Source organism: Mucilaginibacter lappiensis, assembly GCF_050433765.1.
GTDB classification, from domain to species: Bacteria; Bacteroidota; Bacteroidia; order Sphingobacteriales; family Sphingobacteriaceae; genus Mucilaginibacter; species Mucilaginibacter lappiensis_A.
This window is the reverse complement of record NZ_JBNPWP010000005.1, coordinates 51,170-68,133: the sequence shown is the minus strand read 5'-3', so window position 1 is coordinate 68,133 and position 16,964 is coordinate 51,170. Positions and strand designations below refer to the sequence as shown.

Annotated in this window: 15 protein-coding genes; 11 read left to right on the top strand and 4 right to left on the bottom strand. The window is 40.9% G+C overall.

Annotation, left to right across the window (positions count from 1 at the left end; all coding sequences use genetic code 11):
* The first annotated feature begins 59 nt into the window (after positions 1 to 59).
* On the top strand, positions 60 to 1,622 hold the full coding sequence (locus M2273_RS16540) for a M28 family metallopeptidase (RefSeq protein ID WP_429398766.1): 1,563 nt from the start codon (positions 60 to 62) through the stop codon (positions 1,620 to 1,622).
* 194 nt (positions 1,623 to 1,816) lie between these two features.
* Here M2273_RS16540 and M2273_RS16535 read toward each other — a convergent pair whose 3' ends face one another.
* On the bottom strand, positions 1,817 to 3,220 hold the full coding sequence (locus M2273_RS16535) for an MBL fold metallo-hydrolase RNA specificity domain-containing protein (protein WP_429398764.1): 1,404 nt from the start codon (positions 3,218 to 3,220) through the stop codon (positions 1,817 to 1,819).
* Positions 3,221 to 3,385: 165 nt separating this feature from the next.
* On the opposite strand from M2273_RS16535, the gene M2273_RS16530 reads away from it, so the two are divergent.
* The gene (locus M2273_RS16530; RefSeq protein WP_429398762.1) at positions 3,386 to 3,757 is read left to right on the top strand and encodes a BlaI/MecI/CopY family transcriptional regulator; all 372 of its coding nucleotides are present in this window, start codon (positions 3,386 to 3,388) and stop codon (positions 3,755 to 3,757) included.
* A 2-nt stretch (positions 3,758 to 3,759) separates the two neighbouring features.
* Positions 3,760 to 5,790 carry a TonB family protein gene (locus M2273_RS16525; protein ID WP_429398760.1) on the top strand — a complete coding sequence of 677 codons (2,031 nt, stop codon included), beginning with the start codon at positions 3,760 to 3,762 and terminating at the stop codon, positions 5,788 to 5,790.
* A 71-nt stretch (positions 5,791 to 5,861) separates the two neighbouring features.
* Here the strand turns inward: M2273_RS16525 and M2273_RS16520 are convergent, their stop codons facing one another.
* The gene (locus tag M2273_RS16520) at positions 5,862 to 5,999 is read right to left on the bottom strand and encodes a hypothetical protein (protein WP_429398759.1); all 138 of its coding nucleotides are present in this window, start codon (positions 5,997 to 5,999) and stop codon (positions 5,862 to 5,864) included.
* A 314-nt stretch (positions 6,000 to 6,313) separates the two neighbouring features.
* Between M2273_RS16520 and M2273_RS16515 the strand changes: the two genes are divergently transcribed.
* Positions 6,314 to 6,745: an SPW repeat domain-containing protein gene (locus M2273_RS16515; protein WP_429398757.1), complete on the top strand. Its 432-nt coding sequence runs from the start codon at positions 6,314 to 6,316 to the stop codon at positions 6,743 to 6,745.
* Positions 6,746 to 6,817: 72 nt separating this feature from the next.
* On the opposite strand, the gene M2273_RS16510 is transcribed toward M2273_RS16515, so the two are convergent.
* Positions 6,818 to 8,062 carry a BamA/TamA family outer membrane protein gene (locus tag M2273_RS16510; RefSeq protein WP_429398756.1) on the bottom strand — a complete coding sequence of 415 codons (1,245 nt, stop codon included), beginning with the start codon at positions 8,060 to 8,062 and terminating at the stop codon, positions 6,818 to 6,820.
* A 327-nt stretch (positions 8,063 to 8,389) separates the two neighbouring features.
* On the opposite strand from M2273_RS16510, the gene M2273_RS16505 reads away from it, so the two are divergent.
* The 7 genes from M2273_RS16505 (at position 8,390) to pyrH (ending at position 14,042) form a co-directional block, all read left to right on the top strand.
* On the top strand, positions 8,390 to 8,902 hold the full coding sequence (locus tag M2273_RS16505; protein ID WP_429398754.1) for a hypothetical protein: 513 nt from the start codon (positions 8,390 to 8,392) through the stop codon (positions 8,900 to 8,902).
* 151 nt (positions 8,903 to 9,053) lie between these two features.
* Positions 9,054 to 9,491, top strand: a complete 438-nt coding sequence (rplM, locus tag M2273_RS16500) for a 50S ribosomal protein L13 (protein WP_429398752.1) — start codon at positions 9,054 to 9,056, stop codon at positions 9,489 to 9,491.
* Between the two features lie 25 nt (positions 9,492 to 9,516).
* Entirely contained in the window at positions 9,517 to 9,903 is a 387-nt protein-coding gene (gene rpsI, locus M2273_RS16495; protein WP_429398750.1) for a 30S ribosomal protein S9, read from the top strand.
* A gap of 18 nt (positions 9,904 to 9,921) precedes the next feature.
* On the top strand, positions 9,922 to 10,788 hold the full coding sequence (gene rpsB / locus M2273_RS16490; RefSeq protein ID WP_429398748.1) for a 30S ribosomal protein S2: 867 nt from the start codon (positions 9,922 to 9,924) through the stop codon (positions 10,786 to 10,788).
* A gap of 219 nt (positions 10,789 to 11,007) precedes the next feature.
* On the top strand, positions 11,008 to 11,859 hold the full coding sequence (tsf, locus tag M2273_RS16485; RefSeq protein WP_429398746.1) for a translation elongation factor Ts: 852 nt from the start codon (positions 11,008 to 11,010) through the stop codon (positions 11,857 to 11,859).
* A gap of 210 nt (positions 11,860 to 12,069) precedes the next feature.
* The gene (gene nagA / locus M2273_RS16480; RefSeq protein ID WP_429398744.1) at positions 12,070 to 13,191 is read left to right on the top strand and encodes an N-acetylglucosamine-6-phosphate deacetylase; all 1,122 of its coding nucleotides are present in this window, start codon (positions 12,070 to 12,072) and stop codon (positions 13,189 to 13,191) included.
* 146 nt (positions 13,192 to 13,337) lie between these two features.
* A complete protein-coding gene (gene pyrH, locus M2273_RS16475) occupies positions 13,338 to 14,042 on the top strand; it encodes a UMP kinase (RefSeq protein WP_429398742.1) in 705 nt (234 codons plus the stop codon).
* A gap of 173 nt (positions 14,043 to 14,215) precedes the next feature.
* Here pyrH and M2273_RS16470 read toward each other — a convergent pair whose 3' ends face one another.
* Positions 14,216 to 16,714 (bottom strand): M1 family aminopeptidase, encoded by a 2,499-nt coding sequence (locus M2273_RS16470; RefSeq protein ID WP_429398740.1) that lies wholly within the window; start codon positions 16,712 to 16,714, stop codon positions 14,216 to 14,218.
* Positions 16,715 to 16,964 lie beyond the last annotated feature (250 nt).

Sequence of the window (16,964 nt, the reverse complement as noted above, 5' to 3'; positions counted from 1 at the left end):
GGTTTTTATGATGATTAATAAATAGGTTTGTTATTAACTGATCACATTAATTTATTGTTATGAAATTAAAACTACTTTTTTCATGTCTCATTTCGGCGGGTATAAGCCTACCCGTATTTGCGCAGGAAACCGTTGACCCGGCAATTGTTCAAAAGATCCGGGAAGAAGGTTTAAACCATTCAAAAGTAATGGAAACCGCTTTTTATTTAACCGATGTTTCGGGACCGCGCCTCTCGGGTTCACCCGGATTAAAACGCGCTCAAAACTGGGCGGTTAGCCAATTGAAAACCTGGGGAATGGCCAACGCAAAACTGGAGCCCTGGGGTAAGTTTGGCAAGGGTTGGGAAGTTCAAAAAAACTATGCCGCCATTACCGTTCCCTACTACCATGCTATTATAGCTATCCCTAAAGCCTGGACACCCGGCACCGGCGGATTGATCAAAGGCGATGTAGTAATAGTAAAGGCCGATTCAGCTATCGACCTGGATAAATATAAAGGGAAACTACAAGGCAAGATCGTGATATTTGATGTAAAGCCATTGGTTGAACGCAGCTTTAAATCAGATGCGGCCCGGGATACTGATGAGGAACTTGCCGAAATGGCTAACGCCACTATGCAGCCATCTGAAGGGCGCAGGGCACCCGATATGAACTCGCCGCAGTTTGCTGCCATGCGTAAGTTACGTGCTTTTCAAACTACCTTACGTGCTTTTATATATGACGAAAAAGCGGCGCTGATATTAAGCCAGGCCCGCGGAACTGATGGTACCGTATTTACCACCAACGGCGCATCATACGCCGATACCGCTAAAGCTGTAGCGCCAGAACTGGAAACCAGCAGCGAGGATTACCAGCGCATTTTGCGCCTGGCAAAGGCCGGACAAAAAGTAGAACTGGAAGCTGATATTAAAATCCAGTTTTTAACCGACGATATGCAAGGCTATGATGTAGTGGCCGAAATACCGGGTACCGATAAAAAATTAAAAGAACAGGTGATCATGATAGGCGGCCACCTCGACTCCTGGCACGCGGCCACAGGCGCTACAGATAATGCCGCAGGCAGCGCGGTAATGATGGAGGCCATGCGTATTTTAAAAGCCATCAACTTTAAACCTAAACGTACCATACGTATAGCGTTATGGAGCTCAGAAGAGCAGGGCTTGTTTGGTTCGCGCGGGTATGTGTTAAACCATTTTGGCGATCCTAAAACCATGCAGTTAAAGCCAGAACAGGCCAAATTATCGGCCTATTATAACCTGGATAATGGTACGGGTAAAATACGCGGTATTTATTTACAGGGCGATTCGGCGGCCGGACCGATATTTAAATCGTGGCTGGAACCGTTTAAAGACCTGGGCGCTACTACCGTAACTATCAGGAATACTGGTGGAACCGATCACCAATCGTTTGATGCGGTGGGCATCCCCGGTTTCCAGTTTATACAGGATGCCATTGATTATGGCTCACGTACCCATCACAGTAACCAGGATACTTATGACCGCCTGATTGAGGATGACCTTAAGCAGGCTGCAACCATCATAGCATCCTTTGTTTACAATACTTCGGAACGTACAGAAATGATACCCCGCAAAGAGTTGCCAAAAGTGCAGCTGGCAAGGTAAAAAAGAAAAGCGATGGGTTTAGTTACCCATCGCTTTTTTTATAAGCCGCCTCATTGAGGAACGAAGCAAATAACAAACTTGTCATTCTGAGCATAGCGAAGAATCTATCGCCGAATAGATCCTTCGCTCCTCAGGATGACAAAGTTGTGAACGTGATTGCTTCGTGCCAACGACGTATTGTAGATTAAGACATTCTACTCCAACTCTATCTTTTGATGCTGATATGGTATCTCGATATGCCTAAACCCTTTCTCCTTCAGTTTGCCACTAAAGTGCTGTTGTACTTCGTACTCGCCATGAACAAGAAATATTTTTTTAACCTTTTCAGGGTCCTGCACAGCCAGAAAATGCAGCAGGTCCTCATAATCACCATGGGCGCTCATTGATTTGATCGACCGTACTTCGGCCTTAACCTCATACATCTCGCCATAAATATGTACTTCGTGGTCGCCATTTAGTAAGTGACCGCCCAATGAGTTGGGTTCGCAGTATCCTACCATTAAAATGGTGTTCCTATTGCTGTTGATATTGTTTTTAATGTGATGCTTTACACGCCCGGCCTCGGCCATGCCCGATGAAGAAATGATAACACAAGGCCTCGGGTCATTATTTAACGCTTTTGATTCTTCTGTTGATTGTATGAACCGCAGACCCTTAAACCCAAACGGATTAACATCGGTTTTTAAAACTTCTTTAACACCTTTATTATATACCTCGGGATGGTTCATGAGCACCTCGGTAGCCTTTTGCGACAGCGGGCTATCAACATAATAAGGTATATCGGGTAGCGTGCCATTTAATTCGAGTGTATTTAAAGCATACAGTAATTCCTGTGTGCGGCCAACGCTAAACGCGGGAATAATTACCTTACCCTTTTTTATCTCGCAGGTTTGTTTGATGATATCAAGCAATGCATCCTCAATAGGGCCAAGGTCTTTATGCAGCGAATCGCCATAGGTTGATTCCAGCAGAATATAATCGGCCTGCTCAAATGTTTCGGGGTCATTTAGGAGCATATCATCATAACGGCCAACATCGCCACTAAAGGTAATATGAGTAAGCTTTCCATCTTCCAGTATGGATAAATGTACGGCGGCACTGCCCAAAATATGCCCGGCATCGGTAAAGGTGAGTTTTACGCGGGGTGTTATTTCGTACTCCTCGTGATATTCCACAATTTTAAAAAGCCTAAGCGCATCCATCGCCTGTTCATCGGTATACAGCGGGGTTAATAGCGGCAAACCTTTGCGGGCACGGTGCTTGTTGCTGTAGGCAGCATCCTGCATTTGTATATGTGCTGAGTCCATCAGGAGGATGCGGGTAAGGTCCATAGTGGCCGATGTGCAAAATATGGGGCCATCAAACCCTTCGGCCACCAGGCGGGGTATTAGGCCGCAATGGTCAATATGCGCATGTGATAGTATCAGGTAATCAACCTTTTTAGGGTTAAAGCCAAAATGCTCATTCATGTCTTCAGAATGTTCGCCCATGCCCTGAAACATGCCGCAATCCAATAAAATAGAGGTATCGTCTTTAAGTCGGATCAGGTGTTTGCTGCCTGTAACATTGCGGGCAGCGCCATGAAAGGTTATATTCATTTATAAGTGGTGTAAAAATGCTAATGCAAGATGATAATAAAAGCCTAAAAAATAAAAACTAAAGTTTTAGTTGTTATTTTCATTTATAGTATTTATCTTCGAATTAACCAATTGGATATTTGATGCAGTGTTGGTTAATGCATCAAAATTTTATAATAAAGTACTATGGAAATTAAAGAGCTAACGCGCGCCGAAGAACAACTTATGCAAGTATTATGGCAACTTGAAAAAGGGTATGTAAAGGATGTGATCGATCTGTTACCTGAACCCAAGCCTGCTTATAATACGGTATCAACCATTATCAGGATATTGGAAACAAAAGGTTTTGTAGGGCATACTGCATTTGGCAAAAGCCACCAGTACCATCCGGTGGTAAGTAAAGATCAATACCAAAACTTTGCCGCTGATAAGTTATTGAGCGGATATTTTGATAACTCGGTAAACCGCATGTTGTCCTTTTTTGTGAAAAAGGAAAAGATTGACCTGAAAGAGGCTGATGCCATAATGAAACTGATAGAGAAACTTAAAGACAAATAATCATGAGCTGGTGGCAATACTTATTACTGGTAAATATTTACCTGGTACTGTTCTATGCGTTTTATGTTTTACTGCTACGGAAAGAAACTTTCTTTCAACTTAACCGGGTTTACCTGGTAACGGCCGCGTTACTATCGTTCTTTATACCTCTTATACAGGTAGATTGGGTTAGGAATTTGTTTATTACGCAGCAAGTAAAATATACTATTTATAGCAGTCCGGTAATGGTTTATGGTTTTAAGCCGATAGAAGCCACCCACATTAGCATAGGTCAGATACTTGCCGTTTTATATGGCGCGGGTATATTGTTTTTATCAGTACGGCTCATTTGGCAGCTTATTAAATTAAAAAGAGTGATCAACCAACCGCAGGCAACTGCCGCTTACTCCTTTTTTAAGAAGGTTAAACTAAATGAGGAAAATGCCGACAACCTGATCATAGAGGCACATGAGCAGGTGCACGCACAGCAGTGGCACTCGGCCGATGTACTGCTTATTGAGCTCATCATGATCATTAACTGGTTTAACCCGGTGGTATATATGTATCGTTTTGCCATTAAACACATTCATGAATACATTGCCGACAGGCAGGCTGTACAAGCTGGTACCAACAAAGCCGAATACGCCTTATTACTGCTGAGTCAAACATTTAACACGCCGGCACATCAGCTGGTAAATCCATTTTTTAATCACAGTTTATTAAAACAGCGTATTATCATGTTGCAAAAAAATAAATCACAGCGAATATCGCTTATCAAATATGGCCTTTCGGCCCCTTTATTTATCCTGATGCTTATTTTATCATCAGCAACAATAAATAACAGTAAAACGGTTACGGTTATTAATAACAAGGCGCACCAAATATTTTTAACACCTGCCACACCTGTGATTTTAGGGGATGCACTTGCTGGTGATAAACCAACTGTAGCTGAAAAAGGAACTTCTGGAACTAATGAAACCACTGTTGTTGACACCACAAAGAAAAGTGGGCAAATATTTACTGAGGTTGAACAGGTTCCTGAATTTCCGGGTGGGCTTGATGCCTTCGGTCGTTTTTTAGGTACAAACGTCAGGTACCCTAAAGCCGAACGGGATAAAGGTATACAAGGGAGGGTTATTGCAACCTTTGTTGTTGAAACAGATGGTTCTTTATTGGGTTTAAAAATTGCAAGGGGTATCAGTAAGGGTTTGGATGAGGAATCATTAAGGGTGCTCAGACAGTCACCAAACTGGAAACCGGGCATACAGAATGGCAAAAAAGTAAGGGTTCAATATTCTGTTCCAATAAGTTTTACATTAGCTAATGACAAATCGGGTAAGCCTGTTTCAGATAAAACAAAGGAAATAGCTACTGCTAATGAAAATGCATCGCAGGGAACGGGAGTTATTTACACATCGGTTGAGCAGGTGCCTGAGTTTCCGGGAGGCCTCAATGCTTTAGGCCGTTTTTTAGGAACAAACATCAGGTATCCCAGTGCAGCACGTGAAAAACATATACAGGGAAGGGTCATTTTGACCTTTGTTGTAGAGGCGGATGGTTCTTTATCAAGCTTTAAAATTTTAAGGGGGGTTAGTCCAGATCTTGATGCAGAAGCATTAAGGGTAATGGCGATATCTCCAAAATGGGAGCCGGGCATAGAGAACAGTAAAAAGGTGAGGGTACAATATTCTATCCCTATCAGTTTTACTTTAGCTGATGATAAACCAGCATCCAATAAAACCGGAGCTATTAAAAGCGATAACAATGCGAATACTTATGCAAATGTAAAACGCTCGAAAGATGAAAATGATTCTGTCTTGATTCGCAGGTCTTTAACTGGTCCGCAATTGTCTAATGAGCCATTATATGTATTGGATGGTAAAGAAATAACAGCAGGTGATATGAAAATGATTAACCCGAACACTATTCAAAACATAAATGTGTTAAAAGATAAATCAGCTGCTGCAATTTATGGCGATAAGGGAGCTAACGGCGTTATCGTGATCACCTCTAAAAGCAAAAAGAAAGCAGTTGAGCCTACTAAGGACAATTAATTGACTAATAATCTTAAACGATAAAAGCCCTTTCATAGCAAGAGTGAAAGGGCTTTTATTGTTATTCTGAATTACTTTTTCTTTTTGGCTGGATCGCCAATTGGCTTTACGGAATCCTTTTTACCCGATTGATAATCAGAAGGAGCTTTTTTACTGCCTTCTGCAGCGGGTTTCTTTTTCTCTTTTACGGCTTGTCTGTCCTTGCTCATAGTTTTATAGTTTTTTAATGATAAATTATAACAGGATGCTGATATTTGCATCCGTTAGTGTGTATTATTGCAGTAATTTGCGGGCTAATGGTAGTTAATGCCCGACTTACAGGAAGAAAAAGAATTGCTTTAATTTTTGAAACGTATATCTTTAGCTCAATATTGCAGCAATTAATTAAAGGTAGTTTTTTTAATTAATAATAAGCATGGTGTAGGGTAATTATATTTGCCAACTGCCCGCATAAATGCTAACTTTGACACAATTTTTGATACACATATATTTATATAGATAAATTACAACAATTCGCTAAAAAATGAAAAGTTTTATTCCAACAACATTTTATGCAGGTTTAAACTATGTAGTTGCTATTGTACTGATCGCATCTCCATGGTTATTTGGTTTTGAAGGTCATAAAATAGGCGCCGCTTTACTGCTACCCATGATCATAGGATGGTTCCAGCTTATTATGGCTATTTTCAGTAATAACAAACTGGGTTTTATTAAGCAGTTCCCTATGCAAATGCATAACTTTTTGGATGTACTTTCTGGTTCATTCCTGTTATGCTCACCATGGATATATGATTATGCTTCAGTAACGTTTTGGCCACAAGTAATTTTAGGTGGTTTAATTTTAGTAATGGGTATTTTTGTTCAGGGTTCGCCATTTACAGATGGGCCGCATGAGCCGCTTCGTGAAGGTTCGCTCATGTCAACAGATGCACATGAAGGCAGATTATCTGTTTAATCAAGACATATTTAAATTTTAATATAGAACAAAAGGGGTGCAAAATGCACCCCTTTTGTTTTGATATGCGTTTTAAAACACTTCATTAAGCCCTAAGAAAAAGCCGCTGGAGCCATAGCTGCCCCGGCCATAATCGATACACAGGTTTGAGCGGGTATATTTATTAAACAGCAACCTTAGCCCTACCCCCGCCCCCGGTTCCCAATACCTGAATAGTTTGATGTCGCGCTGGTTATTAGCCGATTCCACATTTACAAAGGTTACACCGCTCAGCAGTTTGTTGGCAGTAAGCGGGAAACGATATTCGGCTTCATTATATACAAATGATAAACCCTTAAAACGGCCAATAATAAATGCCCTGCCTATGCGGCCATAAGCATCGCTGCCTGTACCCGGCAGGTCAAGGTAAGGTACCGAACCATTGATCAGGTAGCTTGCCCAGTGCCAAAAGGCCAATACGTTTTCGGGCTGGGCGTCTGAGAGGCTCCAGTATTTCCTGAATTCTACTTTTAATTGCATGGCTTTGCGGTTGCTCCCCAGCCAGATTTCATTTTCCTTTAAAATAACATCCGCATAAATCCCCCTGAAGGGTCGATTGGGCTGATCGCGGTTGTTGAACTGGAAATTTACCAATATACCATTGGCCTGATAAGCATTAACGGGATAGCCATTTTTAATACTATACCTGAAATTGTGTGTTTCAGTTATCGGGATGTTTTTGCGATCGTCATCAATATGGCTATAGAAATTGAAACTGAGCCCAGCGCCTACGTAGAAATGTTGAGCAACTTTTCTGTAAATACGCTCATTCATTTTTATATATACATACCTCACCGGGAACTCATTGGGGTTGTTTGGAAAATGCTGGTCATTCATGTGGAGCTCTCCATCGCCAAAGCTTTTGCGCCCGGTGCCCAGGCCGTTATCTTTAGCTATTGTTTTACCAATTTGCATGGTACCCTGCAGGTTCCATTGATTTTGGGAAGAAAAAGCATTGTGCTTAAACTCAAATGTAGAAAGCTTGTTGGTTGAAATATATGCCCCGGCATTAATTACGGATAGCGTAGTATTGACCGGATCGCCAAAGTATTTACCACCTGACGAAATTGCCCCGATAGCGAAACCAACGCTGGGGTTATAAGCAGCAGATGGCAGAACAGACCAACTACCTACCTTGCTCATATTAACAGGGTTGATTGGCTTGCTATTGCCGCTGAAAAAAGAACTTAAAATGCCATTGGCATCCCGTTGCGACTCTAAGGAATCTGTAGTGTTTACCTCTGTTTGGGCAAACAGCGTACAGACGCTTAAAATCACAAAGCATACTATAAGCGCATACCTGCAAATGAATAGTATCAATTAGGGTTGATTTATTAGAGTTCCCCGCTAATATAAAATTATATAGGGAGGATTAAAATAGCCGGCCATTAATTGATCGTTATATTTTACTGATTTTTTTTTAGATAAAACGCCACCCGCGTTAGGGATAGGAGCGGATACCGGCTTGTGGTGTGCAGTATGAGCGGATAGCCCGGCCGCAGGCAACGCCCTAAAATTCGTTAGCTTTAATAATTAGACCTGAGCCGATAAGTAATTAAAAACAGATAACTATTACTATATTAACAGTTTTAACTAAACCTATTTATGGATAAAAATGTACTGCTCCAAAAGCTCGATAGCGTTTTAATATATCTTGAAAAACAAAAGCAACCACCAATTAAGAGTATTGGTGAGATTTCTAAGGATTTGGTTAGTCTGACAAATGAAAGTGAGTTGCTTTTAATCCTTAATAAACTGATAAGTGACGGATATGCTCAATTTGAAGATAGGCAAATATTTTACGAAGATGAGGAAGGGGAGTATTCATCAAAAGTACGGTATTACATTATCACTTTTGATGGAAGGTTTTTTGTTTTAACTTCAGGTTACGCTAAAGAGAATGAATTGATTTCTTATAAAGACGCTCGATTGAATACCTTAGAAGTTGACAAAATAAAAGGTGAAAAGAGCATAAAGAATCTGACGGTTTGGATAGCAGCTGGAACTTGCATTGCGGGAATTTATTACATAATAGAAATTTATAAAGAGCTTCATTTATTTTTTCATCGTCATGGGCTGTATTGGATATGGGAAGTCGTTCCTCAAAAACTTAGATAAATTTGTAAAGGCATTCAATACAATATCCATATCATTAATTATCCTCCAATAAAATCCTCAAAACTATTTGCTTATAAAACAAATAAGCGTATCTTTGCAGTCCCGAAAATGCGGGGTATAATAAACGTTTAAACAATTTAATTTAAAGCAAGTGAATACGTTAAGTTACAAAACTGTCTCAGCCAACAAAAAAACCGTTAACAAACAATGGGTTGTTGTTGACGCACAAGGCGAGATTTTGGGGCGCTTGTCCACTAAGATCGCAATGATCATCAGGGGGAAAACCAAGCCAGATTTCACCCCGAACGTAGACTGTGGTGATAATGTAATAGTTATCAATGCAGACAAGGTAAAGTTGACCGGAAACAAATTCAGCGAAAAGCAATATGTTTCTTACACTGGTTATCCAGGTGGTCAGCGTTTCATTTCTCCTAAGGAGTTAATGGCAAAACATCCTGAGCGCGTAATTGAAAAAGCCGTTCGTGGTATGTTACCTAAAAGTCGTTTGGGTAAAGCATTATTTGGTAATCTGTATGTATATGCAGGTTCTGAGCATCCTCATGCAGCACAAAACCCAACAACCATTTAACTTTTAATTTTAAAGGAGAAAAGAAATGCCAACAACTAACACTTCAGGCAGAAGAAAAACAGCCGTTGCACGCATCTATCTTACCGAGGGTAATGGTGCGATCATCGTAAACGGTAAAGATTACAAAGAGTACTTCCCAACATTGCCATTACAATACATCGTTACTCAGAGCACTGAGGTTTCTGGCTCAACCGGAAAATTTGATGTTAAAGTAAATGTTGCAGGTGGTGGTGTAAAAGGACAGGCAGAAGCCGTTCGTTTAGCTATTGCGAAAGCCATTGTTGAACTTGATCCTGAAAAGAAACCTTCACTACGCGCTAAAGGTATAATGACACGTGATGACCGTATGGTTGAGCGTAAAAAACCAGGACGCAAGAAAGCACGTAAGAGATTCCAATTCAGTAAACGTTAATCAAAGGAGGACAACAAAATGGCAAGAACAACATATCAGGATTTACTTGATGCAGGTGTACACTTTGGTCACCTTACCCGCAAATGGGATCCGAAAATGTCACAGTACATTTTCATGGAGCGTAACGGTATCCACATTATTGATTTAAATAAAACCTTAACCAAGGTTGAAGAAGCTGCTGCAGCTATCAAACAAATTGTAAAATCAGGCCGTAAGGTATTATTCGTAGCTACAAAGAAACAAGCGAAAGATATTGTTGCTGATTACGCAAAAACAGTAAACATGCCATACATCACCGAGCGTTGGTTGGGTGGTATGTTAACTAACTTTGCAACTGTTCGTAAGTCGATCAAAAAGATGTCAAACATCGATAAATTGACTAAAGACGGTACTTACAGCAACCTTTCTAAAAAAGAAAGACTGATGATACAACGTGAGCGTATCAAATTAGAAACACTGTTAGGTGGTATCTCTGACTTGAACCGTTTACCTGCAGCATTATTCCTGATCGACGTTAAGAAAGAACATATCGCGGTTTCAGAAGCGTTAAAGTTGAACATCCCTACATTTGCTATGGTTGATACCAACTCTGATCCTTCAAACATCGATTTCCCGATTCCGGCAAATGACGATGCTACCAAATCAATTTCATTGATCACCAGCATTATCATCAAAGCCATTGAAGAAGGTTTGGATGAGCGCAAACGCGAAAAAGAAGACGAAGCAGAAAAAGAAGCAGCTGTAGCGAAAGCTAAAGCAGATGCTCCTGAAGTGGCAGACAGAACCCCTAACGAAGGTGGTAAAAGAACCCGCAAAACTGCCGAAGTAGCAGATGTTGCAGCCGACACTGATGCTGAAACTCCTGCTGCCGAAACAGAAGAGTAATTTTTTAGTCGTAAGTGCTAAGTTATAAGTCTTAAGTTATTTAGACTTCAGGCTTAGCACTTACGACTTTTAATTTTGTAAGTTGCGGGTTATAAGGTTTCTTGTAATAGCAGTTTACAGCTCATAGTTTTAATATTAAAAATAGTTTTAAGTTATAACAGCACATTAATTTTACTCAAAACTTAAAACTCACAACACAAAACTTAAAATTCAAAAAACATGTCTACAGTACAAATATCTGCAGCCGACGTAAACAAACTGCGCCAGCAAACTGGTGCCGGTATGATGGATTGCAAAAAAGCTTTGACCGAAACTAACGGTGATTTTGAAGCAGCTATCGATTTTTTAAGAAAAAAAGGTGCTAAAGTTGCGGCAAGCCGTCAGGACAGAGAGTCAAACGAAGGTGTTGTTATTTCACGCACTTCACAAGACGGAAAGATCGGTGTAGTTATCGAGTTAAACTGCGAAACTGACTTTGTTGCCAAAAATGCTGAGTTTATTGCTTTTGCTAACGCTATTGCAAACGAAGCTGTTGAAAACAAACCTGCTACTATTGAAGAGCTTTACGCCCTTTCAATTGACATTGATACCACCCGTACTACTATTGGTGATGCTATCATTGACAAAACAGGTAAGATCGGCGAAAAAATTGGTGTATCTAAATATGAAGTTGTTGAAGGCGAAAAAGTTATCGCTTATGTACACGGTAACTTCCGTTTAGGTGTATTAGTTGCTTTAAGCGCTAATGCAGCCGGTGCTGATGAAGCAGGTAAAGACGTAGCCATGCAAATTGCTGCCATGAACCCTGTTGCTATTGATAAAGACGGTGTTGATGCTACTACAATTGAGCGTGAGCTTGAAATTGCAAAAGAGCAGATCCGTGCCGAAGGCAAACCAGAAGAAATGGTTGAAAAGATCTCTTTAGGTAAGCTGAACAAATTCTACAAGGACTCAACCCTGTTAAATCAGGAGTTTGTAAAAGATCCTTCAAAAAGCGTTGCTCAGTTTTTGAGCACTGTTGAAAAAGGTTTAACAGTAACCGCCTTTAAGCGAGTAGCTTTAGGAGCTTAAATATATTATCCCCCTCGTTTTAAAACGAGGGGGATTTTTTTTGCGGTATTATTACTGAACATTTAATAATAAGCATTAAAAATGGCCTGTCATCCTGAGCTTGTCGAAGGATCGCGCGTAAAGGCCTGCCCACCATGCTTCGACAAGCTCAGCATGACAACCGCCCTTTAATCGGGTCTTTTAAGAACGACGTTACAAAGAATTATTACTATGATAACAGCGCTTCACAATCTCAAACTTATTTCAGGTGGCCAGATCACCGATGGTAAAGCCGTTTTAATATCCGGTAGCCAAATCATTGATGTAATTGCAGACAATGCCATTCCTCAGGATGCCGAAAAGATAAGCCTGGAGGGTGCATATCTTGCCCCTGGACTTATCGATCTGCAAATTTATGGCAGCGGTGGCCAGCTGTTTGCCGGTATCCCTACCGTTGAAGCCCTTGAACAATTGGAGAACGACCTGTTAAGCCAGGGAACCACCGGTGTGTTTGCCACTTTAGGTACCAACACCAATGATATTGTTGAAAAAGGTATCGAAGCAGCAAAAATATACCGTACAAAAAGTAAAGGCGCCTTTTGGGGCCTGCACCTGGAAGGGCCATATTTAAACCCGGCAAAACGTGGGGCACATCCAGAAAAATTTATAAAGAAAGCCACCCTTGCCGAAGTTAAGAGCTGGGTTGAGCGTGCTGATGGTGTTATTAAAATGATCACCATAGCACCCGAGCTGCAGGATCAGGAAGTAATAGATTATCTGTACAGCCAGGGTATCATCATATCATCGGGCCATAGCAACGCTACTTATGCCCAGGGAAAAGCATTTTTAAATAAACCGGTGCAGGCCGTAACGCATTTATTTAATGCCATGCCGCAAATGCACCACCGCGAACCGGGCTACATTCCTGCAATTTTTGAGGAAAGGCCATATACCAGTATTGTTGCCGATGGCATTCATGTTGATTTTGCCATGGTGCGCCTGGCCAAACGCGAACTGGGCGATAAGCTTTTTTTAATTACCGATGCCGTTACTTCGGCAACCGAAGGTGCGTATCAGCATGAGTTAAGGGGCGACAGGTATACCATGCCTGATGGTACCTTATCCGGCTCCTGTTTAACCATGCTTAAGGCTGTTGAAAATTGTGTAAAACTGGTTGGTATTGACTTGGCCGAAGCGGTGAACATGGCTTCATTATACCCGGCCGAGTTGGCAAAACAAACAAGCAAGGGCAAAATTGAAAAAGGATTTGATGCCGACCTCGTTATTTTTAACACTGAGTTTGAGGTTAAAAGCACTATTTTAAATGGTGATTTTTTAACAAAGACAACATAAAATTTTAACACTGGGTTTTATTCTTTATTTTTGGCGAACTACTCCCATATGAACAGAGCTTTATCAATTCATGATATACACAAAAGCAAGCTCCTTCTATTTCTATTCAAATTCCATCTATTTCTATTATTAACAAATCACACCAAATGAAGTACAAAAGAATCTTACTAAAACTTTCGGGCGAATCGCTGATGGGCACCAGGCAATACGGTATTGATAATAATCAGGTTTTGCAATATGCCCATGATATTAAAAACGTATATGATGCGGGTATTGAAATTGCGGTTGTTGTAGGTGGCGGTAATATTTTCAGAGGATTAAGTGCCGAGAAGTCAGGTATGGAACGTGCTCAGGCCGATTACATGGGTATGCTGGCTACCGTAATTAACTGTATGGCCCTGCAAAACGCGCTTGAGAGCATTGGTGTTGAAACACGTCTGCAATCGGCTATAAAAATGGAGCAGATCTGCGAACCTTATATTCGCCGCCGTGCTATGCACCACCTTGAAGTTGGCAAAATTGTGATCTTCGGAGCTGGTACCGGTAACCCATATTTCACAACAGATACTGCCGCGTCACTGCGTGCTATTGAAATTAAAGCCGATGTTGTATTAAAAGGCACACGTGTTGATGGCATTTATACTGCCGATCCTGAAAAGGATCCATCCGCTACCCGTTATGATGAAATATCGTTCCAGGAAGTATATGACAAAGGATTAAACGTGATGGATATGACTGCCATAACCCTTTGCCGAGAAAATAAACTGCCTATCATTGTGTTTGATATGAATGAATCAGGCAATTTTATGAAGATTGCACAAGGCGAACCTATTGGAACGCTGGTGCACTAATCCTAATATTCTCGTCATCCCGAATTTATTTCGGGATCCCACACGCAAAGTATTCTGCATGATGATTAATTGGCCGATGGGGTGCTGAAACAAGTTCAGCATGACAGTTAATGCTTTAAACAAAAAGAGGTCGCCATTTAAATAGCGGCCTCTTTTGTTATAAAGAGAATCAATTACTTGGCTGGTGCCATAGCTTTAATAACACCATCAGCAACATTTGCCGATGTGGTATCATTCATTTGGGTACGTTTGTTTTTAATATCAAGCATCGCCTGACTTACAAACTGATCGGCTCCATACATTTTATATTTAATGCCGAATGCCTTTAGCTCTGCAATACCTTGCTGAGCATATTCAGGTTTTTCAACCCGGCCGGTCATTTCGGCCAAAGCCCTTACGCTGTTAAATTTATTTTGTAGGGTGGCATTGGTAAAGGTGTCATAAACATAAGGCCACTGATCGTTACCACCGTTGGCGGCATACAAACCAAATATTGCCGTAGTTAACGCTCCTTTATTGTCTTTTTCAAAACCTTTAGCCAAAGGCAAAGCTTGTGCAGGATCTAACAAACCGATGCCGGTTAAAGCAGCTCCCTGTACAGCATATGATTCGCTTTTTAATGATTCCTTGAACAGTGTTAAATTGCCCGCCATTTTTAATTTGCCCAAAGCAGTAATTGCTGCTGCCCTTGCCAGTGTATTATCATCGGTTTTGGCCAGCGAGGTTAGGATAGGCTGGGCAGTGTTACGTACATCATCATTGGTAAGGTTTAACGCTTTGATAGCCTTAATGCGCAATCCGTAATATTTATCTTTTAAAGCTGCAATTATTATTTTTTGATTGGGTTTTTCTTTCTGATTGGCTGCTGCCGCCTCAATGGCCTCATACCTGTCCATATATAATGGTGCATTAAAATACTGGAACGAGAACCCTTCAATTGTTTTGTTATCAGTTTTTTTGGCAAGCAGTATTTTTTCACCATCAACATTTACCAGGTCGGGTTTGGCTGCCACATGAAAAGTTAAAGTATCGGCTTTATCATTCATCCATACTTTATGGCGCTCTTTTTTACCGCCTGTATAAATATCAATAGCTATTGGCAATTTGAAGGTTTGTCCGTCCTGGCTTTGTTGCAGGTAAACGGTTTGTGTTTTAGTGGCATCGTCCCATTTATAGCTGATGTTTAACACCGGGTTACCTGCACCGTAATACCATTGGTTAAAGTACCAGTTCAGATCAAGCCCGCTGGCATCTTCAAGAGCTAAACGCAACTGCTGGGCTTCGCCATTTTTAAAGGCATTTGTTTTCAGGTAAATATTCAAACCTTTAAAAAATGCCGCATCACCTAAATAATTGCGCAGCATGTTTAAAATACGGCCGCCCTTTTGGTAGGTAACCGCATCAAAAACGTCTTCTTTATCAGCGTAATGAAAACGCACCAGATCTTTAGTCTTACCATCTGCCGATCTTAAATAGGTCAGCATATCATCATGGTTATGCTCATCACCGGCATCTTTACCGTATTTGTGCTCGGCCCACAGGGTTTCACTAAAATTGGCGAACGATTCATTCACGGTAAGGTTGCTCCAATTTTCGGCGGTTACATAATCGCCAAACCACTGGTGAAACAGCTCATGCACAATAGTGCTGCGGCCATTGTTGAAATAAGCATCTATCAACTCGCGGTGCGTACCCTGTACATATTCACCATGTAAAGTGGCTGTGGTGTTTTCCATAGCACCGCTCACATAATCGCGTACTACAATTTGAGCGTATTTGTTCCACGGGTAATCAACACCTAAAGTTTTGGAGTAAAACTCCATCACCTCGGGAGTAAAGCCGAATATTTCTTTCGCGTAAGGTGCATATTTAGGCTCCAGGTAATAGTTTACCTCCTTGTTGCGCCATTTATCTTTATAAATTTTAAAATCGCCAACGGCCATCATAAACAGATATGGCGAGTGTGGCAACTCCATTTTCCAGGTATCGGTACGGGTGCCATCGGTATTTGTTTTTTGTGAGGCCAGCCTGCCGTTTGATAACGTAACATATTTAGCAGGTACGGTCATGCTGATCTCTTCGGTAGTTTTTTGGCTTGGCTTATCAATAGTAGGGAACCAGGCCGATGAGCTTTCGGTTTCGCCCTGTGTCCATACCTGGGTTGGTTTATCCTTTTCAGTACCATCTGGGTTTATGAAGTATAAACCTTTAGCATCATTAATGGCCGCGCTGCCTTTTTGCTTTAACTCGTTTGGTTTAGCGGTATAGTCAATGTATATGGTATAGCTTTCGCTGTTGCGATAAACTTTATCCAGTTTAATTGCAACCGAAAGGCTATCCTGGTAAGTGAATTTTAGCGGTATATTTTTGCCGTTTTTTACCACCGATATGTTTTTAAGGTCCATACCCTTGGCATCAAGTCTTAAGCTATCGGTTGGATAAAAGTGAGGTTTTAACGTAACCCATTCTTTACCGTACAGGTAACGTTTTTTATAATCAAAGCGCACATCGAGTTTGGTGTGCACCAGATCGTTCACCTTGGTTGGTGTTGCACGGAAAATTTTTAATGCCGGATCCTCCGGTTTGGGCGCCTCCTGCGCATGGGATGAAGTAAAAGCTACCGTTAACATACATGATAACAGTAACGTTGAAAATGGTTTGAGATCAGTCATATAGCAATATTAATATTTTGCTGTCAAACTAAAAAGTTTGACTTTAAAGTACCTATGACGCACAGAAATATTTTATGTTACTATGTGTATGATTTATTTGATAACAGAACGGTATAAAAGCGAACACCCGCTGTTCGGTTTCGTACAGTAGTGAATGTGTTAAATATTTAATTAATTGATAATTAGATAGTTAAATGAATGGCACATATTTTATTCTATATACTTAGTAGAGTATATCCATTTAAAACAA

Coding starts and splice junctions, on each gene's coding strand:
- M2273_RS16540 (WP_429398766.1), top strand. CDS start 60: ATGAAATTAAAACTACTTTTTTCATGTCTCATTTCGGCGGGTATAAGC.
- M2273_RS16535 (WP_429398764.1), bottom strand. CDS start 3,220: ATGAATATAACCTTTCATGGCGCTGCCCGCAATGTTACAGGCAGCAAA.
- M2273_RS16530 (WP_429398762.1), top strand. CDS start 3,386: ATGGAAATTAAAGAGCTAACGCGCGCCGAAGAACAACTTATGCAAGTA.
- M2273_RS16525 (WP_429398760.1), top strand. CDS start 3,760: ATGAGCTGGTGGCAATACTTATTACTGGTAAATATTTACCTGGTACTG.
- M2273_RS16520 (WP_429398759.1), bottom strand. CDS start 5,999: ATGAGCAAGGACAGACAAGCCGTAAAAGAGAAAAAGAAACCCGCTGCA.
- M2273_RS16515 (WP_429398757.1), top strand. CDS start 6,314: ATGAAAAGTTTTATTCCAACAACATTTTATGCAGGTTTAAACTATGTA.
- M2273_RS16505 (WP_429398754.1), top strand. CDS start 8,390: ATGGATAAAAATGTACTGCTCCAAAAGCTCGATAGCGTTTTAATATAT.
- rpsI (WP_429398750.1), top strand. CDS start 9,517: ATGCCAACAACTAACACTTCAGGCAGAAGAAAAACAGCCGTTGCACGC.
- rpsB (WP_429398748.1), top strand. CDS start 9,922: ATGGCAAGAACAACATATCAGGATTTACTTGATGCAGGTGTACACTTT.
- tsf (WP_429398746.1), top strand. CDS start 11,008: ATGTCTACAGTACAAATATCTGCAGCCGACGTAAACAAACTGCGCCAG.
- nagA (WP_429398744.1), top strand. CDS start 12,070: ATGATAACAGCGCTTCACAATCTCAAACTTATTTCAGGTGGCCAGATC.
- pyrH (WP_429398742.1), top strand. CDS start 13,338: ATGAAGTACAAAAGAATCTTACTAAAACTTTCGGGCGAATCGCTGATG.
- M2273_RS16470 (WP_429398740.1), bottom strand. CDS start 16,714: ATGACTGATCTCAAACCATTTTCAACGTTACTGTTATCATGTATGTTA.